The following is a 21,209-nucleotide window of genomic DNA, read 5'->3' as shown; positions in this document are numbered from 1 at the left end:
TTCCGTATGGATGCCGGTATATGCCTCGTGAAATAGAGGCCATCGTGTGGATGGTACGCTAAACAACGTTTGGCATGAACAATAAAGGAACGATCAGGCGGCACGAGCCTGTTTCGACAGATTGAGCGTCTTGCGGCCCGCAGAAGCTGCGGCTTTGTCCCAGAGGAAGTCTCCGGAAAAGGCGATGTGCTCCCATCCCACCGGGGAAGTATGCGCCAGCAGGTCCTCCGGGACGACCGCCGATGTTGAGCGCAGATGTGTGACGGCGGTTTGCAGATAGACTGTATTCCAGTAGACGATCGCCGCGATGACGAGATTGAGGCCCGACGCCCGGTATTGCTGGGCTTCATGGCTGCGGTCGATGATCCGTCCCTGGCGGAAGGTATGGATTGCCTGGGTCAGCACATGCCGCTGCTCGCTGTTGTTGAGCCCTGCCTGACATCTCTGCCGCAGATCAGGGGTTTCGAGCCAGTCGAGCATGAACAGAGTGCGCTCGATCTTGCCGATTTCCTGGAGTGCGACGTCGAGCCGATTCTGGCGCTCATAGGCAGCAAGCTTGCGCAACATCCTGGAGGGCGCGACATGCCCGGCCTTGATTGATCCGACAAGCCGCAGCACGTCCTCCCATTGTTCCCGAATGATGTCGGTGCGGATGGTTTTGCCAAGCAGCGGGCTGATGGAGGGATAGGAACTGGCCGGTGCGATGGACGCCAGGCGTCTATCCGGAAAGTCGCGCAGGCGTGGGCAAAAGCGAAAACCCAACAGGGCGCAGAGCGCGAAGACATGGTCGGTGGCACCACCCGTGTCGGTATAATGCTCGGTGATTTTAAGCCCCGTTCCATGATTGGTCAGGCCGTCGAGCACGTATGGCGCTTCGTGTGTCGCAGCCGAGATGACCTTCACATGGTATGGGGCGCGCTGATCAGACACATGCGTGTAAAAGCTGAACCCATGGTCGACGCCATAGCGGGCATTGACGTCTCCGCCTGAGGCACCGCGCTTGGCCCCGCGAAAGAACTGTCCATCGGAGCTTGAACTCGAACCCTCACCCCAGATGCGGGAAAATGGCAGACGATGGTGAGAGTCGATGAGGATAGCCAGCGCCTTGCGGTAATTTTCGTCGCGGACGTAAGCGTCGTGGGTCCAGAAGAGCTGATCACGGGTAACGCCGTGACTCGCGGCAGCCATGCGTGACAGCCCCAGATTGGTAGCGTCCGCCAGAATGGCAGCAAGCAACGCGTTCTCGTGGGGGCAGGCTTCGCCCGTGCGCAGGTTGGTAAAGGCGTTCAAAAAACCGGTGGCCTGCGCCACCTCGTGCAGCAGCTCCGTGATGCGGATTGGCGGCATCAGGGCGTTGAGCTGTTGCGCCAGGTCTTCCGCCTTGGGAGGCGTTGTTGCGCGTATCGGCGATATCTGGAGGTGCCCGTCTCGGAATCGTACGCCTTGCAAAGCGTCGCGTTTCAGGCTTTGCGCAAACTTCTTCAGGCGTTTATCCAATTCGCGAGCGCGCTGATCCAGCCATTCATCCGCCGACAGGGGAAGGTCAAGTTCGGCAATGAACGGTTTTGCCTGCTCCGTACTGAGCATGTAGCTGTCGAAGCGACGATAATTGGCCGACCGCTCGATCCACACATCACCGGAACGCAGCTTGTTGCGCAAATGCGCGAGCGTCGCGATTTCCCACAGACGCCGGTTGGGCTTGTCATCCTGATCGATAACGATCTTCTGCCATTCCTTGCGAAACGGCATCGGTGCGTCGCCAGGTAAATCGCGTTTGCCTGCTCTGTTGAGGTTCCGCAACAACGTGATCGCAGCCAGGGTCTTGGCGCCTCCTCTTCCTGCCTGGAATTCCAGCGTTTCCAGCAGATCGGGCGCGAATTTTCGAAGGGTAATATAACGCTCCGCAGCGGCTGTCAGAGGATCGAGGTCGGCAGTCCTGGCGATCGCCCCAACCTCTGACCTTGCTTTCAACAGGGTCGCCCATCCGACCGTGGCATCCAGAGTTTCCATGGGATCTCTGCCGTCGCTGGCCGCCTCGGCCAAGGCATCGATGGTCGCCTGAAACAGGCGCATCAGGCGTGCGACGTTCTTCGACGTTGCCGAAAAGCTGCGGGCCTTTGTGTTCCGTGCCCGGGTAAAGATGCTGCCGACCAGCTTGTCAGCCATGTCCAGGGCGCTGTCCGTCAGACGTTCCTCGGCATCGATCAGGAAAGCGACGAGCGTGGCGTAACGGCGTGATGGCGTGTAGCGCTCGATCATCGAGGCCGGAGATATCCGGCCTTCCCGGACGTATTGGTGAAAGCGGTCGATGTGAATGCGCTTGGCGACGACGGGATCAATCCCGATCTGTCGAACCTGTCTCAACAATTCCAGAATGCGCTTGATGTGATCCGGCTTGACGGCAACCGGTATGGTCTTGAGCGAGGCAAGTTGGCTGATGCTCCCTTCAGGCGTTGTGGCGAAAAGCCGATCCAGCGCCGTGACCTGATCGCCTGTGAGGCCCTGCGTTAACGCCTGCGCGGTCTTCCGTCGGGCCCGCGCCCGTCCCGCAATGCTGGCGCGTTCGATGGTTGAAATCGAAGGGAGTGCGATTTTGGCATGGCGTAGCGCGTCCATCACGGCCCGGACGATTACGATGCCGCTGTCCGTGGCCCAGGCTGCGTTTGCCGCAGCCTCGATCATGAACGGGATATCGACTCTCTGGGGCGCGCGCAGGCCAAGGATCGTCATCAGATCGCGGGCATGATCGGTCATCGTCTGCTCCCGCGCGGCGTAATCGGCGAGGTCGCTGCCGGAAAGCTCAAGTTGGTCTGCCACGAAGGCGACCAACGCGGATGGCGTCGATCCGACGTCCTGCACAAACTGAGCCAGTGTTGTTCCCGGGTGCCTGAGTAACGCCAGTTGCACGGCAACGCCCATCTGGGTGCGTCGCCTGCGCCGGGAACCGATGATATCCAGATCCGATGGCTCGAAAGTGTAAAGGCGGACCAGACTGTCCCGGTCTGTCGGGATGGCGAGCATCTGATCCCGTTCCTGGGCTGTCAGCAGGTGATGTTTGAGCCTGGTCACGCTGTCATTCCGTCCACAAAAGGTCAGTCTCGGCTATGGACAGCGGAGAGTAAAGAGACGCATTATGTGGACGGATATTGTCGATCCGGAATGGTCATTCACTCAGTGTCCACAGAACGGTCGTTTGGGAGACGGTGCCATGGGCGGCATTCTGGGATACGCGCGTGTCAGTACCGGTGATCAGGATGTGGCCGGGCAGCGTATGCGATTGGAAGAAGCCGGTACGATCCGTGTGTTCACCGATGTGATGTCGGGCAAGAGCATGGAGCGACCAGGACTGGACGAGCTGCTGGAATACGCACGCAAGGGCGATACGCTTGCGGTTGTGCGGCTCGACCGCCTCGGTCGTTCACTGGGAGAGTTGCTGACAACGGTGACCATGCTCCGCTCACGCGGAATAGCGTTGCTCAGCCTGGAGGAGAAAATCGACACTTCCTCCGCAGCCGGAGAGCTGATCTTCCACGTCTTCGGCGCCATTGCGCATTTTGAGCGGCGACTGATCTCAGAACGTACACGCGACGGGATTGCAGCGGCGAGAGCAAAGGGCAGGCTGCCGGGGCGGCAGCCGCTCGACAACGACAAGATCAGCGCGGCGCTAAAACTTATCGCGGCGAGCGTGTCGCCGACTGAAGCGGCGCGTCAGCTCGGGATCGGGCGATCGACTGTCTATCGCGAGATGAAGCGTCTTGGCGTCGCGCGGCCGACACCATCGGCTGTATCATGACAACAGACGATCAAGTGGTTCTCAGCGCGCGCGAGAAAGAAGCTCTACGTCTGCTTCTGGTCGGCCATGACGCGAAATCCATCGCCAATACGCTTGGTCTGTCGGTGCACACAATAAATGACCGCCTACGCGATGCGCGGCGCAAGCTGGGCGTTTCGAGCAGCCGTGAAGCTGCCCGACGTCTCGCCGAGATGGATGGGGGCACCCCCAATAATGTCGGCCCCAAAGAAATTGGGGGTGCCGAAGCAACTTCTTCGGTGGATAGAGCCAAAGAGCCAGCACCGCCGCGATCGTCGGGGCATCGCCTGGCGTGGCTTACCGGAGGAATGCTTATCATGTCTCTTATCATTGCGGCCGCAGCGCTTTTGACCATCAGCGGGCAGGACGACGCCCGGGTTTCCGCCCAGAATATTTCGACAAGCATTGCCCGTCCTGCCGAAACAAAGGCATCGGCCGATGCCCGCAAATGGGTCGAATTGCTTGATGAAGGGCAGTGGGATGCAAGCTGGCAAGCCGCAGGCACACTGTTCAAGGCAAAGATCACCCCGGCGCAGTGGGCCACTACGATCCAGTCTGTACGACAACCGTTGGGACGCCCGTCATCACGCACTTTCCAAAGCGTGATGCAGACAAAAACGCTGCCGGGCGCGCCAGCGGGTGACTATCAGATCATTCAGTTCCAGACGCGTTTCGCTAACAAACCCAACGCGGTTGAAACCGTCGTACTTTCGCGTGAACAGGCATATTGGCGCGTTAGCGGATATTTCATCCGCTAACTTCCGTGCTGCTTGCCGTTGTTCAACAAAGAAACAGCGGCTTGCCCTCAGGCAAGATCACGCTACCCAGACGTTCTTCTACTGTTCATGCTAAACGTTGTTTAGCGTACTTTCCACACGATGGCCTCATACCCTCTCCTTACCAGCGATGCGGCAACACCCCCTAAAAAATAGGGCCTCGGATCTCTCTGATTGTCTATTAGGGACCAGGGGGTGCCTCCAATTGCATGCAGCGATGCTGCATGACGAGTTGAGGGCCATTTTGCCCTTTTTCTTCTAACAGCGTATATTCTGGCAAATCATCTGCCACGATAATCTTTCGTAGATTCTCCGAAAACTTCTTAAAGGTGCCAGCACTACCACTACGATCGTAAATAGTCTGGAATGACCATTTAGCTTCGGTTCTCCCCGCTGCTCGTCGAGCAAGACGATATAGAAATCGACCAATGCCAGGCTCAATCAAGAAATAGTCTGGATGAACGGTCAAGACATTTGGCGTCTTGCTTTCTACTATTTCTTGATAAAGCCAGTCTGGTATAGTAATTTCAACGGATTGAATCCGACCTGTATCAGTATACGAAACAACTCTTCCACTTGCTATTAAACCTTGTGGTGTTCCAGCAATACGTTTTTCTCGACGTCCAACGCCATTTTCTTTTCGAACCACTTTAATTTTTGTGTCTGCCAAGCGATCTAGTGCTGATTCTATTTCTTTATACTGACGTCCACCAATAGACCGTCGACAAAATTTTAGTATCTCTGATATATGAGGTCGGAATACAGGGCTTGGTATTTCGCCCTTACCATTACGATATCGGTTCATCGCTTCGGTAAGATGAGAAATTGCCATTAGTACAAGATCATAATCCCATACTGAAGCCATCCCATAATGGCCCGACGTAACCTCCACATAACCTCCATCAGGAAAATCGTATCTGATGGCATCCCCAACCCGTTTATCCTTCTTGGATAACCGGAACACAGCCACATCCATGATACTGCGACTATCACGAGTACCGACGTCATAAAGGGCAGGCACAAAAAAATCTGGTTGGTCACTTCCAGGCGGCGACTTCCTGACAATCGATGTAATCTTCCGCCTCAACCTTGGCCGTTCGGTAGCTACCGGAAGACTCGACGGATTTTTATGTTCATTTCCCATAGTGCTGACCTCGATATCGGAAATTCCGCCACTTACAGCTACGCGTACGATGGAAACACTTCCCATCAACCCAAAATAATCAAAAACTCAAATGCGCAAGAGATGATATACTCATTTACTCAGGGAGTTGATCGACATATGCTGTAAGCAATTCTTTTATGCTCTTGCCCTGTCGGGCAGCATAAATCTTCAACTTCGCATGATTGGCTGCTGTCAGATCAAAGTTCACACGCCGCATCATTGGCGTATCCGACAGGCTGGCAAGAGTGGCGGCCTTATTTGCCGTAGTGCGAGCACTCGGGCGACCAGCTGTCAACGCGCCAGGAGATTTACTCATTTACTTTTCTCCTCATATACTCAAATAAGTTTTCGCTTAATTTCATTAGATAGACTGAGAATTTCTTTGGAAGCATCACTACCAGGTTCAACATCCATTACGGTGCTTCCACCTGCGGCTGTTCCTGGATAGCTTACGCGTTGAGTAATCCGGCTCTCTAGAATTGGAAGGCCATATCCTTTCAAGGCTTCGGTAATTTCAGCACCAATTCGAGTTCCCTTAATCGCTCGTGACACTACGAAAGCAGCTTGTAATTTTCCGTCAGTAACTTCGATACGCTGCTTAACCAGATCTACTAAGTCTGAAGTAGCCCATATGTCATAAGGAGAGGGCTGAACCGGAATCAGGACGAAATCAGATGCTTTTATGGCTGATACAGCCAAGTCTGCGGCTTGGGGAGCGCCATCGATCACCACAAAATCCTTACGAGCGATATTTTTCAAATCTCGCTCAATGGTTGGCCGATCAATTCCTACAACAGTCACAGGTTGCTCTTCTCTTACAGCAGCCCAATCTCGGGCACTCCCTTGAGGATCGGAATCCACCAGCAGCACATCTGCACCTCCAATCTGTAATGCTCTAGCCAGATGAGTAGCTATAGTCGTCTTCCCCGACCCTCCCTTCTGATTCAGAACAGCGATAACCTTCATATCAGCTCCCATACAGACGTTTGAATAAATACTCATTAACTCATATCATGATACTTAAATGAGTAAATGTTCTTTTTTTCGTTAACTCAATTGATCAAAAAATATGGCCTACACCCTGATGCGTTCGACCTCATCGAGTGAGATGTCCTCGCGGCGACGGTCATAGAGCTGGGTGGTGCGGGTGGAGGCGTGGTTGGCCATGGCGGCCGCGTTCTCCAGCGTGCCGCCATTCTTCAGATAGGCCGTCACCCCCGTCGCCCGGAAGGTATGGTTACCAATCGCGGTCTCGATCCCAGCTGCCTTCGCCCGGCGCCGCACCATGGCGTGCGCGTCCGACTGCTCCAGCCGCCGCTCCGAAAGCTGGCCGGTGCCCCGTTGGATGGTCCGGAACAGCCAGCCCTTCGGCTCGCCGGCCAGCCCGGTCCCGTCGAGATAAGCGTGCAGATAGTCTTCCAGCGTATGGTGACAGGGCATGACATGCTGCTTGCCCCCCTTCTCGCGCAGCCGCACCCACAGACGACGGTTCTGCACGAACACGTCCTCGACCCGCATCGTCAGCGCCGCGCCAATCCGCGCAAAGGAGAACACCATCAACGCGATCAGCGCCCGGTCGCGCAGCCCGGCCGGACTGGACACATCGATGGAATCCAGTAACGCCCGCGCCTCGGCCGCCTCCAGCACCGGCGTTTTCCCCACCCGTGCGCTGTGCGCCGGCCCGCGCACCGAAGCGGCGGGATTGAGTGTCAGCACCTGGCCCGTCACCAGCCAGTCGAACAGATGCCGCAGCGCCGCCAGCGCCTGCTTCACGCTCGGAGCCGACAGCGTACGTCCAGAAAACTCAATCCAGGTTGCCACATGCAACGGCGTGACCCCGGTCAGCTCCGTCACGCCAAAATCTGCACACCAAGAAAGGAAATCCGATACCGCCCGCGCATAGGCGCGCCGCGTGTTCGGATTGCGGATTTGTGCCGCAAAGAACTCCAGAAAGCGCAGACGGGCACGCTCACCGGCCGAACTCACCAGAACCGGCAAGGTCAGATCCAACGGGGACCGGGAAATGAGGGAGATCACGGCTCCTGATCCGTCTGCCATGACGCCGGCTCGGGACGCGGCCGTTCCATCTCCGCGCGCAGCCGCGTTATCACCTCTTTTCCCGGAGTACCAAGACAAGGATCGTCCAGCGCCGCCCGGATCTGGCGACGCCGCAATTCATCCTGGATATCTTTATGGGGAGCCAGCTCCCTGGCTTCGCCCAGCAGGACGAACACCGCTTCGGACGGATCGAAGAACACGCCGCGCTCGACCAGATCCAACAGCCAGTCCGCCAGCGTCGACGGTAGAAACGCCTCGAAGCGCAGGCCGCCCTCCCGTGCCTGCTCCCGTAACGTGGCAGCCTGGGCACGACCACGCTGGTACAGAGCGGCCAGAGGATCATCATCTTCTGAAAAGTCAGGCGGGGAAGCCGCTGCACTCATGACATGCTCCTCTGCAGAACCGTAAAATCCCGTGCCGCAATGGCCTTCACACCATCAGAACTCGCTCGTAGCAACATGACCGCGAAGCCACGGCTTCAAATGCTCGAAATCAAATGTCCCATCGGCATAGCGGCTGAGAATAAAATCTTCCGTTTCACCGGCGCCGGCCGTCAGTCGCGCGCCGTTAATGGCCAGGAAGGTCCAGGTCACGGCGAAAGCCGTGCGCTTGTTGCCATCAATGAAGGGATGGTTCTGCGACAGGCTTTCCCAGAGCGCCGCCGCTTCTTCGACGAGATCGGCATAATAGCCAGTCTGCGGTCGGAAAAGCGCCGCTTCCAGCAAACCCTGATCCCGGATGCCCGCCGCTCCGCCATAGCGCCCGATCTGATCGTCGTGGATAGCCAATACCTCGATGACAGTCAGATAATCCGTCACTCGGCCAGTTTCCGGTAGAGCGGTGCGAATTCCTCATGACTGGTCTGGTAGGCGGCCATGACATGGGCACGCGGACGCTGCTGTTTCCGCTTCTCGACCAAGTCGGCTAGCGCCTCATCGACTAGGGCCTGGAGCTGCCGCCCTTCGCTGCGGGCCAGATCGCGCACCGCCTGCAGGATCTGCGGATCGACCTGGGTCGCGAATTTCTCACGCTGTGGGGTGGCCATAACACCTCTCCTGTAGGGTGCCTCACCGTATCATGACAGATCATGATCCATCAAGAAATGCCTGCCAATTACCCATGATAAAGGACATTATCAGGGGTAGGGATGGCCTTTTTGAGCCTTATCGACACTCCACGCCGCATCAGGGAACGTAACGTGACTCTTGATTGGTCCAAGCAGGCTATAGTTTATTCATCCCACAAAATTGTCCGACCGGACGGGCCCACCCCTACACACCGCCGGCACTAGTGTTCTGAAAAGCATAGATTGGCCCGATTGGCCAGTTTATGATGTTTTGAAAGCATAAATGGGCCGGCTGCTCGTGATCACTTCAGCATAAGTTGGCTGCAGAAGGCAGCTTGTCACAGCTGCATGGTTGGGTCGCCGCCTCCCGGCGCTACATATAGGCGGGTGCTTTAGGGCTACTTTTCGGCTGGCGGTTTTGTCGACTGCTCGGGAAGCCTCGTGTGGGGTTGATCGAAAAATTCACGTTGCATTTCAAGAAACCGGTACTTCGGTTCTTCCACCCGCTTGCGATAAGCCGGCGAAAGACACCACACCAGCACCACGGCGAGGACACATACGAGCAAGGCAATGACGATGAAGGCAAACATGCAGCGGTCCCTCGATCAGGTAACGATGGTGACATTCGCCATCAGGGCTTGTTCACTGGCGCCGCGGCTTTCAGCGAACCCTGTTCGGCTGCCTGCCCGTATAGCGAGCGCACATAAGCGGCCAGCGCTTGGCGGTCCGGTTCGCTGAGCGTTGGAAAAGCAAGCATGGCCGTTCCGGGAACACCCACGCGGAGTACGCGGTCAATCTCGCTCACGTCGGGCTGGAGATGCCGGAAGTTGTAGGGCCGCGGTTTGAACGCAAGCGATGCCGGACCGTCGCCACCGCCGCCGACGCCGTGACATGCCGTGCAGTTTTGCGCATACAGTTCTACACCCCGCGAGACGCCGCCGGGCTCGGACGTTGCCGGTTCTGCGGCCGCATGTAGTGTCGACACGAAGGCCCCAAGGTCAGCGACCTGCTGTGCGGTCAGGTCTCGCCAGGCCGGCATCGAGCTACCAACGACTCCATCATGCAAAATGCCGGCAAAAGCGCCTTCGCTGTAACGGAACACGGTGAGGTTGGTAGGGTGTGGCAGCAACGATGCGCTAGCCACCGACGCGCCATTGCCCAGCGCACCGTGGCAGCCTGCACAATTCTGTGCGAACAGCGTTGCCCCCCGATTGGCGACCCCTGTTGGAGAAAGCGTCCGTGGCAGTTCCCTGCCAGGACTCGCCAAATGCGCGCGTGCGCCATTCGCGTCCAGCGATGCATCGCTGTCAGGCTGCATGCCCGGCATGGCTTCATTGGGCGCATCGTGCGCGGCGCTCCCCGCCTGCATGCGTGCGCGGCCCAAGGTTTTCATATAGGCCAGCAGATCCTTGGCCACGTCGGTTGGCTGGTTGGGGCTGCCTTTGAACATCCAGGCAAAGCCGGGCATCACCGAGCCCGGAACGATGAGCCGTGGATTGTAGAGGTGGGTCAACTGCCAGTCGTCGCTGCGGACTCCGGATTCACGCGCGAGGTCGGGCCCGATTCGTCGGGTGCCCCACAGCTGCGGCGACTCGAACTTGGTTTCCCATGGTGTGGTCGGCGGTCCCCAGCGACGCACGTCCTCGGGCGTGCTGCGCACCTGCTCGCTATGGCAGTACGCGCAGCCCTGGGTGCCATAGGTAATACGGCCTCTGGCCTCGGCCGGCGTGAAGGGAGCCAGCGTCAACGGCGCATGATCATGGATCGATTTCTCCAGCCGTAAACCAGGCAGGATCCCGAGCGCCACGACAGACAATACGAAGAAGCCGATGCCTGCCACAAAAAGAATCATCTGGGCGGCGCCAAACCAGCGTTTGCGCGGCAGCAGGCTCATGCTGGCACCCGCGCCGCGGCGGTAACACGTGGGCCGCTCAGCATGGCAGCAATCAGGAAACCGAAGCCGGCCAGAATAGGGACGGCCGAAACAACGCGCCACCACCAATACGGCATCGATGCACGCACCGAATCCATCCACGGCACGTGCTCGCCCCACAGCTCGCCCTGCACCAGTCCAGCCATCGTCAGGTCGGCGACCATCAGCGTCAGTCCACCCAGAATCAGCCAGAACGCGGCATTGGCACGACCATTGTGATAGCGCGCGCCGGGCGTGCGCTGCCACGCATGCAGCAGGGCACCGATAGCAATGAAGCTGGCAAAGCCGAGCATCGCCAGATGCGAGTGGCCGATTACCCAGTCACTGAAATGAATCAGCCGCTGCACAGGCATTGCGGCCTGTCCCGCACCCTGGATGCTCACCAGCAGGTAAAACACCACGCCCACCGTCACAAAACGCAGAGGTACGTCGCGCATCGCCATGGCGCCGGATCCGCGCAGCGACATCAGCTGATTGAACACCACCATGATGACGTCGACGCCCAGCAGCATCGAAGCAGCAATCGCTGCGCGCTGGGTATCCATCGGAATGGCCGAGTACACGTAGTGATGTGTGCCATTGAGAGGGTAGACAAAAAACAGCACCCAGAACCCGAGAATCGACAGAAAGTGGCTGTAGACCGGCTTGCCGGTCACGGCGGGGATGACGTAATACGACATGGACAGGATAAAAGGCGTCACCAGCAGGCCGACCGCGTCGTGGATCCACAAGCCGCTGAACGCCGCTCCCACGGCGCCGGGAGTGAACTCGGGAATCAGGCTGCCCATCGGAAACGACAGCAGGGTAAACACGCCGCCACCCAGCGCATACCACGCCGAAATGTACAGTCGATCGCGCTCAGGCCCGCGCACGATCGGCCAAAGAAACTGGACCCCGAGCAACACCAGGCACAGTTCCGTCATCGCATTGATGAGCAGCGGAAACTCGGTCCATTCCAGTGGTTTGATCGCCAAGAGCCAGTGCGGCAGGTTCGCCTCGACTAGCGCCCAGCCCGGCAGCACCATGCCGAAATTCCACAGCACGAACAGCGTCCAGCCCAGGCCTCGGCTGGTCACCGCACGTCCCGACAATCGCGGCGTGGCGAAATACAGAAAAGCCAGAAACGCGTTACCCAGCCAGCCGAACATGATGCCCTGCGTATGGTTGTAACGCAGCAGACCCCAGGTCGCCCACGGTTCGCTACCAAGAAAATTCGGCAGCACGAACTTGATCGCGACGACGGTGCCGAAGACCGCTGACAGGATCAGCGTAGTCAGGGCCGCAAGCCCATGCGCACGCAGCAGCCCGTGTTCGGTGCCGGCCAACGTCCCGGTGATCGGCAGATCGAGTTCGCTGTCGCCGTGTGTATCTATCGCCACACTGCTCATGGATTGGGCGCGCCTTTCATGGTCGTACCGCCGGATGGCACCGATGCGCTGCCGAGCACATGACCGTTGACCGTCTTGCCGTACATCGAACTGGCCGAATCATGAAACTTGGCGCGGGTTGCCTCCACGGTTCCCAGATAGCGCGGATCCTGTGGACGATCCTGACTATTCATATAGGTCGCCACGTCCCAGGCGTCCTGATCAGAGAGGGTGTTACCGCGACTGAGCGGCATGTTCGCCTTGATGAAGGCTGCTGCGTTCTTGATGCTGCCCATGCCGGCGCCCCAGTTGAACGACCCTGGCCCCCACAGGGCAGGAAATGCCATGCTGCCATCGGCGGCGATCTGACCGCCTCCGTCCTTGGCATGGCAAAGCGCGCATTTGGCCTCGTAGACGGTCTGCCCGCGGGCGTAGTCGGCAGGCAGCGGAGGTTTGTCGAGTTTCGGATAGCCACGGCCGGGAAGCTTGTCATCCACCGGCGCGCCTTTCGCCAGCCAGTAGGCGTAGGTCTCCAATGCCACGAGTGTCTTGTCACCCAACGGCGGCGCCTTCCCGTTCATGCTGAACTTGAAGCAGCCCTGCAGGCGTTCTTCGAATGTATTGACGTGACCATTCTTGGCTCGGTAAGCAGGATACGCCACGTACGCGGCCCACATCGGCGCCGCGCCGGCCTTACGGCCAGCGTCCAGGTGACAGCTGCTGCAGTGCAGCTGATTGCCGACAAACTCGGGCGCGTTCTCTTTCGGGTGCTCGAAAATCTGTTCGCCCAGGCTCACCATCTTGCCGAAATCGTCCTTTGGCATGGATGCCTCCGAAGGCGGCGCAAAGGGCTTCTTCTCGGGCTTCGGCGCCGCCGGTTTGGCAACGACGACCGCGACCGGCTTTGGTTCGTCGGCCTCGTGGTAACCCGAAATGAAAATGGTGCCACCGGCGATAGCCAGTACACCGACAACGGCGGCGATAACGTAAGAGGTTTTCATGGCTTTTCCCCGGGTGTGGCAGGTGTCTGCTCACTGAAGTAATCGGCCACGGCCTGGACTTCGGCATCGGACAGTTTTTTCGCGATGCCGCCCATCAGGCCCAGCGGACCGGCATCGCGTGTACCCTTGCGCCACGCCTGTAGCTGGTTCACCAGATACAACGATGACTGCCCGGCGAGTGCTGGGAAGTTCGCGCCCACGCCCACGCCGCCCTGACCATGGCACGAGCTGCAAGCGGGCACGCCATCGGACCAGCGCCCGCGGTTAGCCAGCTGCTCGCCTATGCTGGAAGCAGTATTACCTGCAGTCCCGGAAGCAAGCGGCGTGACCTTGGTCGGAACCGGCAATTGCGTGTAATACGCTGCCAGTGATGCCATCTCGTCGGCCGACAGAGCTTTGGCGATAGGCGTCATCATGGCGTTTTGCCGCTGTCCGCTGGCGAAATCGGTCAGCTGGTTCTGCAAGTACTCAGGCGGCAAACCGACTAGCCGGGGGAAGCCTGCCACCGCGTTGCCTTCGCCCATAACGCCGTGGCAGCTCGCACAGGGCGGAGCGCCATGGCCGTTGCCAGCATTTGCAATTTGCGCGCCCTGAGTCATGTTAGCCGCCGCGACGCTGCTAGTCATCAGAAGGACGAGAATCAGCAGGCAGGCGCGCAGTTCAATGGGCAGGCGCATGATCGCTCCAGCCATAGCGGGCAAAGATTTTATATCCTTCGGGGCTTTTCAGAAACGCCACGAAACCGGTGGTCGCCGCATCCTTCTGGCCCTTGGCCGTCAGCGCTACGCCGCAGTCGCGGTAAATGGCGTGGTCGGCATCCAGCGGTACGACGTCGGCAATGCCCGGATTGGCCTTGGCCCAGATTGCATAGATGATCCACGCATCTACGCTCGCATCCTGCGTCCAGCGCGCCTTCGCTTTGGCGCTGTTCGGCGCGTAGAAAACAATGTTGTGACGCAACGCCTGCAACGTGCGGATGTCGCCGTCACGTCCGGCGATGTCTTCCCACATGCCGACCTGACCGGCACCGTTGACCACCATGACGCGCATACCCGGCTTGAGCAGGTCAGTGAAGCCACCGACATGCCGCGGGTTGCCGGGACGAACCAGAATAGCCGCTGGTCGCAGATACAGTGATTCGATGGTCCCGTCGAGCATCGCGCCACCGAACTGCGTGACGAAGTCACTCATCATCGCTTCCGAGCCGCTGTAGATCAGGTCGCCATCCTTTTTGAAATCGTCGGCCCAGGCGTCGGTGGGGCCAGCCGTGACGATGACCTCCACGCCGTGCGCATCGCCATAGGCTTTGGCAGCGGCTTTCATGGCAGGCGCCGGACCACCCGGGCCATAGATGTGGATGACTTCCGCCGCATGGGCGCTGCCCAGTGATACAGCGAAACAGAAGACTGCAGCGATGGCCCGTTTGATCATGCCGTGTACCCCTACGTTAATGCAGCGTCAACACCCGAATTATTTTTTGCCGCCGCCCGCGTAGGCCTTGAAGCCATAGCGTTCGAAGATGGCCAGCCCTTCGGGTGAGCGGACAAACTGCAGCCACTCACGGCCGGCTTCCTTATGCGCCGCGTCTTTCACCACCGCACCGCCGTAGATCGCCGTGCTGTTTTCTGATGCCGGAATATCCACGTGCGAAATGGGATGCCCGGCCTGCTCCTGGAATATCGCTTCCGATTGCCAGGTCACGCCGGCTTCGGCCCTTCCCTGCATGATCCACAGCGGCGTCTGACGATGGTGGATGTGCGTCAGCACGGTACTGCCGTCCTTCCGCTTCGTTTCGTAGACCATGGTTGCCAGCGATGGACCGCCCGCCTTGGTCAGCGCATCGGTGATCTGGCGAGAAATGCCCTCGAACTCCGGGTTCGGCATGGCCAGCTTGATATTAGGCTTGGCCAGATCAGCCAGCTTGGTAATGTGCTCGGGGTTGCCCTTTGCAACCATGATGGTGAGCGTGTTGGTGACGTAGGGCACAGCCGGCGCGTCGAGCGTGCCGTCGGCGACAAACTGCTGAACCTTCTTCAGACCTGCCAGATAGACATCCGGCTTGACCGTCCAGGTCATGTTACCGACAGTAACCGTGCCGCCGGCCTTCAGCTGTTTCATCAGCAAACCGGGGGGAATGGTCTCCCAGTAGATACGGCCCTTGAACTCGGGATGCAGTTTTTCGAACGCCTGCACTAGCGGCGCCATCGCAAAAAAATAGTTGCCACCGACGTACAGCGCAAGTTTGGGGTTAACCGGGTCACCGTGGAAATCGGCGAGATTGTCCGCATCAGGCACGGTAAAGTCGAAGCCGCGATCCGTGGCGTCGTCGTTGGCGCCGTTCTGCCAGGGCGGCGACAACGCCTCGTTGAAACGTTGCGAAGAAGCGTCCTGCGCCATGGATGGACTGGCGAGCGAGGTAAACAGTGCGCACAACAGACCGGCAGCCAGAGTCGACTGTTTCAACATGATGTATCTCCAAAGAAACGCATTCGAATTGGACAAGGAAATGGCGGACCGATCCTTACATCGGCATCAGGTCGTAACCCTCGTGCTCCAGCGTGGTAATCGTGGTCAGCCCGGACAGCGCGGTGGTGACCGACTTGTCCACATCTGCGTAAGTGAACTGATGCTCTGCGACGGCCTGGCCACAGACCGCCACATCCACGCCAGCCTTGCGCAGCGAGGCAATCAACGGCAGGTTGGGATTGGCACTGCCGAACTTGGCCCGATACGCTTCGTCACTCAGGGCCAGCGACGTCGCTTCGCCATAAGCAATGGCCACAAATTTCAGGTGCGAAACCGGCACGCCTGATGCGACATACAGATTGACGGTGCGGGCCACGTGATCCAGCGACGGATTCACGTCGGCCGGCGTCTTTGAGCCCTTGGTCAGCGAAAACACGATCTTGTAGGTCGCATCTTTTTCGGGCTTGTAGGCCGCGTTGGGCAGCATGTGCATCTTGCCGTAACTCTGGATGGTCGGCGTGGTCCAGAAACCTGGGTCTGAAAAGTTATGCTGGGCAAACGCAGTGGAGGCGGCAAGTGCGAGATTGACAAGGACGAAGACCTTGGCAAAACGGCGCATGGTCGATAATCCTGTTGGTGGGTGAGTAGGATGCCCTAATCTGAAATGCAACTCGAATGCAAGTTACTGCGTAGTGCCATATCATTTTGATATGAATGACGTTCATCGCTTATTCTCTTTTGCGCGATAATTGCGGCTGACAACCTCATTAAGGTCGCCAGGCACGCCTTCATTTCCCAGCCGGCGCTTTTGTAGCAAAGACCTACTTGGCGTAGTGTTGCTCGAACGGCTATTTGCGGCATACCGATGACGCATTCGGGAGATATGATGCGCAACTACGCCACCCGCTTATTCGCCATGGAGCGCACCGCTTAGGCGGCCGAACGCGGAATTGTCGACGTGGGTAGGCCAGCCTATAATCAGGCCCAGAAACACTATAGGCACCTATATCCTGCTGGTGATTCTCGCCATCTATCGGTTACGCCTTTTTGCTAGCGCGATCGCGCTGTTTGGCGCGACGCACCGGGCACTGTCAATAAGAGGCTTTGTTGCAGAATTTATGGTGGCAGGATTCACCGAGTGAATCCTATCTGGTAACGGGAAGGCATGAGCAAGCCGCAGCCTGTGACCTATCGAACGACGAACTGGCCTTCCTATAACGCGGCGCTGAAGAAGCGTGGGTCTCTAATGGTGTGGTTTGATCCGGCGATGACCTGGGGAGGCCTGTCAACGGGGCGGCGGGGACGGCGACGGAGTTACAGCGATGCCGCGATCCAGACCTGTCTGACGCTGAAGGTTCTCTTCGGCATGGCCCTGAGGCAGGCGACCGGTTTCGTCGAAAGCCTGCTTCGCCTGGCTGGACTGGCGTGGCATGTACCGGATTTCAGCACGCTGAGCCGGCGGCAGAAATCCCTGACAGTCGATATTCCCTATGGTGGCTCGGGCGGACCGCTTCATCTCCTGATCGACAGCACCGGGATCAAGGTCGAGGGAGAAGGCGAATGGCACAGGCGTAAGCATGGCGGCTCGAAACGTAGGATCTGGCGTAAACTCCACATCGGGATTGACGAAGGATCACTGGAAATCCGGGCCGTCGAGATCACGGGCAACGAGGTCGGTGATGCCCCGGTTCTGCCGGGACTTCTGGCCCAGATCCCTGATGACGAGACCATCGCGAGCGTCATCGCCGATGGCGCGTATGATACCAGGCAATCCCATGAAACCATCGCCGACCGTGGCGCCCAGGCTATCATTCCGCCTCGGAAGAACGCAAAACCATGGAGCCCCACATCACCGGGGGCCATCGCCCGCAATGAAGCTCTGCGGGCCTGTGGGCATCTCGGTCGGGCCATCTGGAAACGATGGAGCGGTTATCATCGAAGAAGCCGTGTCGAGACGAAAATGCATTGCATCAAACTTCTCGGTCAGCGCCTGACGGCACGGGACTTCGACCGTCAGGTCACGGAAGTTCACGTCCGTATCGCCATACTCAATCGCTTCACAGCGCTCGGAATCCCCCTCACGCAGGCCGTCCGGTAAAGAACAGAACATCAAAGGACTCATCACGACCGCATGCCGAATTCTGCAACAAAGCCGGTCCAGAGCATCAACCTGTGGCGTCACCGTACCCCTGAAAAAATCGATCCAGACCGATGAATCGACCAGAATCATACGTCGGAACGCATGGCGTCGAGATCACCCCGCCACTCCAGCCTTCCCTTCATGGAACGCAATTGCCGCTGCTGATTCAACTTGATCAGCGTCCGCAATCCGAGTTCGACGGCTTCTTTCTTGGTTTTGACGCCAGACGCCTTCAGCGCATCTGTCATGAGGGTATCGTCAATAATGATATTGGTTCGCATGATGTGTATCTCCAGTGAAAATTATACACATCAACATCTCCTCTCTCAAGCAGATTACATCCCCATATCCATACCGCGCGACCTGGAGCGCGACAGGGACTGCTCCCGCTGATGGGGATGCAGCCCGTGATCGAGCGTCGATCCCTTCCTGATGCCCAGCTCGCGGCTTTTCTCCCGCAGAATGGACTCAAGCTGCGCATCCCGCTTCAGCTCCTTCAGCGCCACACCCTGCTGCTCGCGGCTCAGCCCGTCCCAGGCCCTCACAAACCGCGCCGCCCGCAGTTCCGGACTCTTTCGCACCCTGTCCTCATGCTCCAGCCCCTCGACCAATTTGCGCGCCCGTGCCGGACCTTCCAGACCATATAGCGCCTGCCGGATCTCCGGCTGATGCTTCAGCGCCGCCCGCAGATCCGCCTCACCGCCACGCCGGACCCGCTCCAGATCCCGCCCGGCTTCAAAAAGCGCCTTCTTCTGGTGCTCCAGCACCGGCAGCTCCTGACGCACCATGCGCTCGGCATCCACCCAGGCCCGCGCATACTGCTCCACCGCCTGGTGGAGCGGATCACCACCCGGCACAAACCCGCCCAGCCCGGCCGGCACCTGCTCACGCTGCACACGGGGCAACCTCAAACCCGCAAAGGGAGAGGCGGGAGCCTCACGCTCAACCCCACTTTCCCCTTTCCCGGCCCCGGCATCCATCCCGGCCGATACGTCTTTTCCCGCCGCACGACGCCCCGGTCGCACGGACAGGTCCAGCCCATCGAACATCCCGCGTTTCTGCTGTGCCGGTGCCGGATCTGGCATAGGCACACCTTCGGCCTGCCTGTCCTGCCGGGGGCCAGAGGCGTCTTGTTCACGCCCCACCACGATCTCGCTCTCGGAAACAGACAGCCCGCGTCGCCGCGCAAACCCGGCATCCCGATCCCGGACATGCGGATAATCCAGCGTGGTATCCTTCAGTCGCTCGCGCGACAGCCGCCGCACCAGCCCGTCCCGGTCGCCCACATCATCACGACCCCAATGGACAGACACGCTCTCCCGATGCCGCGACAGCGCCACATAGGCCCCGTGCCGGTCCAGGCTCCCCGTCGCCAGCACATGCGCCCGGTCCACCGTCACACCCTGCGATTTGTGGATGGTGGCCGCATAGCCATGATCCAGCGCGTCATACTCCGCCACCGACACGGACACGACCCGGCCAGTCCCGGTCCCATCCGGCCAGTCGAGCTGCACCGACAGTGCCAGATCCCCGGCCTCGGCCGATCCCTCGATGCCTCGCACCGTGCCCAGCGTGCCGTTCTTTACCCCCAGCTCCCGGTCATTGCGCAGGAAGTAGACACGCTCCCCGTCCGCGAACACCCGCTCGCCCTGGGCGGTCGGCACCAGCACGTCGTCACCCAGCTCACCCGCCTCCCTGCGGATCTCGCGCGCCGCTTCGTTCAGCGCCCGCACATCAACACGCCGATGCGCCAGCATGATCTGGCTTTCTTCTGGGGCGGCCTGCCGGGCTTCATCCCACCCGGCCACCACTCCGGCCCGCGCCTCTTCCAGCGTGTCATGCCCACGCACCAGGCCAGCCGCCTCATAGCGACCCAGCGCCTCCCCCGTCCGCCCCGTCGCCAGCTCCTTCGTGGCCGCCTGCTGCCAGCCTTCACGCTGCCGGCGCACCGTCGTGATTTCCACTGCCCCGACCCGCTCGGCCACCGCCCGGAACGCACCACCGGCTTCGATCGCCTGCAACTGCTCGGGATCACCTACCAGCACCACCTTGGCCCCAGCACTGCGCGCGGCCGACAGCACCCGCTCCATCTGCCGTGACCCCACCATGCCGGCCTCGTCCACCACCAGCACGTCCCCGCGCTCCAGCAGGTCAAACCCACGTTCCCACGCACGCTCCAGGGAGGCCAGCGTCCGGCTTTCGATCCCGGCCCCCGCTTCCAGACCTTCCGCCGCGATCCCCGACAGCGCCGCCCCGCGCACCCGATACCCGGCCTCTTCCCACGCCTCACGGGCCACACCCAGCATGGTGCTCTTCCCCGTCCCGGCATAACCGACCACCACAGACAGGTCGCGGGACTTCGTGACCTCGCCCACCGCCAGCGCCTGCTCATCCCCAAGCCCATCCCGCGCCATCGCCGCCCGACGCACTGCCAGCGGCACCGCATGACCCTGGGACTGCCCCATCGCGAACGATGCCTCTTCCAGACGCTGCTCGACCCCGATCATCGCGCGCGTGGAGAACCGCTCCCGCCCGTGCCCGTCTTTCCCGAGCGCGACCAGCTCCGGACATGCCTCCACCCGAACCATGACGGCCGTAAACTGTTCAGCGTCCACCGTCTGCCGGTCCACGAACCGCGCCAGATCCTGCCGGGTAAACGTGCTCTGCTGCCGGGTCAGCGCCTCCAGCGCCACATGCGGCTCGGCCAGAAACCTTTCCCCATTGCGTCGCGCGATCTCCAGATGATCAGCGACCCGTTCCGCATCCTCGCCCCGCTCTTCCCGGCGCATCCCGGCCGGACCGATTTTGTTCTGCGGCTCAAGGTCGATCCCCTGTGCCGCGAACGACCGATGATCGATCCGCACGTCCAGGTCCAGCTCGGCCAGCCGTTCATTGGCAAGTGACGCCCATCGCTCCCGCCATGTCAGCAGGAGTTCTTTGTCATTCCACGAACGCTCTTTCGCACCGAAACCATTCTCGTCCACCGATCGTGTGGACAGCATCACATGGGCATGGGGCTTCGCCTGTCCGTCTTCGCCAATATCCCAATGCACATTGAGATCGGCCACCATGCCGCGTTCCACGAACTGCTCCCGCACGAAATCCCGTGCCAGCGCGATCCCCTGCGCCTGGGTCATTTCGCGCGGGATTGAAAACTCTACCTCGCGAGCAAGCTGCGCATCCTTGCGCTTCTCGATCGCCTCGACTTCGTTCCATAGGGTCGCACGATCGAGAAATCGCTCCGGCGCGCCGTCGGGCAGCAGGATCTCGGAATGCACCACGCCGCTCTTGTTGGAAAAGTCATGGTCGCGATCCAGCCGCACATCATGCAGGCGGGACGCTGCACGATAGGCTGCCGCCGCCACGGCGCTCCGGCCGGTGGCACGGCTGATGACCTTTGCATGCAGATGATAGATCGCCATGAAC

21 protein-coding genes are annotated in these 21,209 nt (G+C 59.6%); 3 read left to right on the top strand and 18 right to left on the bottom strand.

Annotated elements, in window-relative coordinates; genetic code table 11:
* Positions 1-93 precede the first annotated feature (93 nt).
* The gene (locus A4S02_RS14610) at positions 94-3,021 is read right to left on the bottom strand and encodes a Tn3 family transposase (protein WP_194303323.1); all 2,928 of its coding nucleotides are present in this window, start codon (positions 3,019-3,021) and stop codon (positions 94-96) included.
* 187 nt (positions 3,022-3,208) lie between these two features.
* Between A4S02_RS14610 and A4S02_RS14605 the strand changes: the two genes are divergently transcribed.
* Together A4S02_RS14605 and A4S02_RS14600 are read left to right on the top strand one after the other, a co-directional pair.
* Positions 3,209-3,793, top strand: coding sequence for a recombinase family protein (locus A4S02_RS14605; protein WP_010516174.1), 585 nt, complete (start codon positions 3,209-3,211; stop codon positions 3,791-3,793).
* Positions 3,790-4,569, top strand: coding sequence for a helix-turn-helix domain-containing protein (locus tag A4S02_RS14600; RefSeq protein WP_035979553.1), 780 nt, complete (start codon positions 3,790-3,792; stop codon positions 4,567-4,569). Before A4S02_RS14605 ends, A4S02_RS14600 begins: the two co-directional genes overlap by 4 nt.
* A gap of 199 nt (positions 4,570-4,768) precedes the next feature.
* Here A4S02_RS14600 and A4S02_RS14595 read toward each other — a convergent pair whose 3' ends face one another.
* From A4S02_RS14595 to A4S02_RS14525, 15 genes are all read right to left on the bottom strand, one after another.
* Positions 4,769-5,731: a replication initiator protein A gene (locus A4S02_RS14595; RefSeq protein ID WP_070324353.1), complete on the bottom strand. Its 963-nt coding sequence runs from the start codon at positions 5,729-5,731 to the stop codon at positions 4,769-4,771.
* A 115-nt stretch (positions 5,732-5,846) separates the two neighbouring features.
* On the bottom strand, positions 5,847-6,068 hold the full coding sequence (locus A4S02_RS14590; RefSeq protein ID WP_070324352.1) for a chromosome partitioning protein ParB: 222 nt from the start codon (positions 6,066-6,068) through the stop codon (positions 5,847-5,849).
* 20 nt (positions 6,069-6,088) lie between these two features.
* Complete coding sequence (gene parA / locus A4S02_RS14585; RefSeq protein ID WP_010516180.1) at positions 6,089-6,718, bottom strand: ParA family partition ATPase; 630 nt, start codon at positions 6,716-6,718, stop codon at positions 6,089-6,091.
* Positions 6,719-6,826: 108 nt separating this feature from the next.
* Entirely contained in the window at positions 6,827-7,789 is a 963-nt protein-coding gene (locus A4S02_RS14580) for a tyrosine-type recombinase/integrase (protein WP_010516182.1), read from the bottom strand.
* Positions 7,786-8,193 carry a hypothetical protein gene (locus A4S02_RS14575; protein WP_010516184.1) on the bottom strand — a complete coding sequence of 136 codons (408 nt, stop codon included), beginning with the start codon at positions 8,191-8,193 and terminating at the stop codon, positions 7,786-7,788. Before A4S02_RS14575 ends, A4S02_RS14580 begins: the two co-directional genes overlap by 4 nt.
* A 54-nt stretch (positions 8,194-8,247) precedes the next feature.
* Complete coding sequence (locus A4S02_RS14570) at positions 8,248-8,628, bottom strand: type II toxin-antitoxin system death-on-curing family toxin (protein ID WP_010516186.1); 381 nt, start codon at positions 8,626-8,628, stop codon at positions 8,248-8,250.
* On the bottom strand, positions 8,625-8,855 hold the full coding sequence (locus A4S02_RS14565; protein ID WP_010516188.1) for a hypothetical protein: 231 nt from the start codon (positions 8,853-8,855) through the stop codon (positions 8,625-8,627). The genes A4S02_RS14570 and A4S02_RS14565 overlap by 4 nt, the downstream gene beginning before the upstream one ends.
* Before the next feature lie 419 nt (positions 8,856-9,274).
* A complete protein-coding gene (locus A4S02_RS14560) occupies positions 9,275-9,466 on the bottom strand; it encodes a hypothetical protein (protein WP_010516191.1) in 192 nt (63 codons plus the stop codon).
* A 41-nt stretch (positions 9,467-9,507) separates the two neighbouring features.
* Complete coding sequence (locus A4S02_RS14555; RefSeq protein WP_010516192.1) at positions 9,508-10,770, bottom strand: cbb3-type cytochrome c oxidase subunit II; 1,263 nt, start codon at positions 10,768-10,770, stop codon at positions 9,508-9,510.
* The gene (locus A4S02_RS14550; protein ID WP_010516195.1) at positions 10,767-12,197 is read right to left on the bottom strand and encodes a cbb3-type cytochrome c oxidase subunit I; all 1,431 of its coding nucleotides are present in this window, start codon (positions 12,195-12,197) and stop codon (positions 10,767-10,769) included. The genes A4S02_RS14555 and A4S02_RS14550 overlap by 4 nt, the downstream gene beginning before the upstream one ends.
* Positions 12,194-13,177 carry a c-type cytochrome gene (locus A4S02_RS14545; RefSeq protein ID WP_010516197.1) on the bottom strand — a complete coding sequence of 328 codons (984 nt, stop codon included), beginning with the start codon at positions 13,175-13,177 and terminating at the stop codon, positions 12,194-12,196. The genes A4S02_RS14550 and A4S02_RS14545 overlap by 4 nt, the downstream gene beginning before the upstream one ends.
* A complete protein-coding gene (locus tag A4S02_RS14540; RefSeq protein WP_198133931.1) occupies positions 13,174-13,854 on the bottom strand; it encodes a c-type cytochrome in 681 nt (226 codons plus the stop codon). The genes A4S02_RS14545 and A4S02_RS14540 overlap by 4 nt, the downstream gene beginning before the upstream one ends.
* On the bottom strand, positions 13,838-14,608 hold the full coding sequence (locus tag A4S02_RS14535; RefSeq protein WP_010516201.1) for a substrate-binding domain-containing protein: 771 nt from the start codon (positions 14,606-14,608) through the stop codon (positions 13,838-13,840). The genes A4S02_RS14540 and A4S02_RS14535 overlap by 17 nt, the downstream gene beginning before the upstream one ends.
* Before the next feature lie 39 nt (positions 14,609-14,647).
* Positions 14,648-15,643: a substrate-binding domain-containing protein gene (locus A4S02_RS14530; protein ID WP_010516202.1), complete on the bottom strand. Its 996-nt coding sequence runs from the start codon at positions 15,641-15,643 to the stop codon at positions 14,648-14,650.
* A 55-nt stretch (positions 15,644-15,698) separates the two neighbouring features.
* Positions 15,699-16,262, bottom strand: a complete 564-nt coding sequence (locus A4S02_RS14525) for a DsrE family protein (RefSeq protein ID WP_070324351.1) — start codon at positions 16,260-16,262, stop codon at positions 15,699-15,701.
* 546 nt (positions 16,263-16,808) lie between these two features.
* Here A4S02_RS14525 and A4S02_RS14520 point away from each other — a divergent pair.
* Positions 16,809-17,741 (top strand): IS5 family transposase, encoded by a 933-nt coding sequence (locus A4S02_RS14520; protein WP_070324350.1) that lies wholly within the window; start codon positions 16,809-16,811, stop codon positions 17,739-17,741.
* A 128-nt stretch (positions 17,742-17,869) separates the two neighbouring features.
* On the opposite strand, the gene A4S02_RS14515 is transcribed toward A4S02_RS14520, so the two are convergent.
* Together A4S02_RS14515 and traA are read right to left on the bottom strand one after the other, a co-directional pair.
* Entirely contained in the window at positions 17,870-18,064 is a 195-nt protein-coding gene (locus A4S02_RS14515) for a type II toxin-antitoxin system VapB family antitoxin (RefSeq protein ID WP_010516209.1), read from the bottom strand.
* 54 nt (positions 18,065-18,118) lie between these two features.
* Positions 18,119-21,205, bottom strand: coding sequence for a Ti-type conjugative transfer relaxase TraA (gene traA, locus A4S02_RS14510; RefSeq protein WP_070324349.1), 3,087 nt, complete (start codon positions 21,203-21,205; stop codon positions 18,119-18,121).
* Positions 21,206-21,209 lie beyond the last annotated feature (4 nt).

It is taken from the genome of Acetobacter ascendens (assembly GCF_001766235.1).
In the GTDB taxonomy this organism is placed as follows: domain Bacteria; phylum Pseudomonadota; class Alphaproteobacteria; order Acetobacterales; family Acetobacteraceae; genus Acetobacter; species Acetobacter ascendens.
Note: the sequence above shows the minus strand (reverse complement) of the source record. Positions and strands in the feature narration are given on the sequence as shown.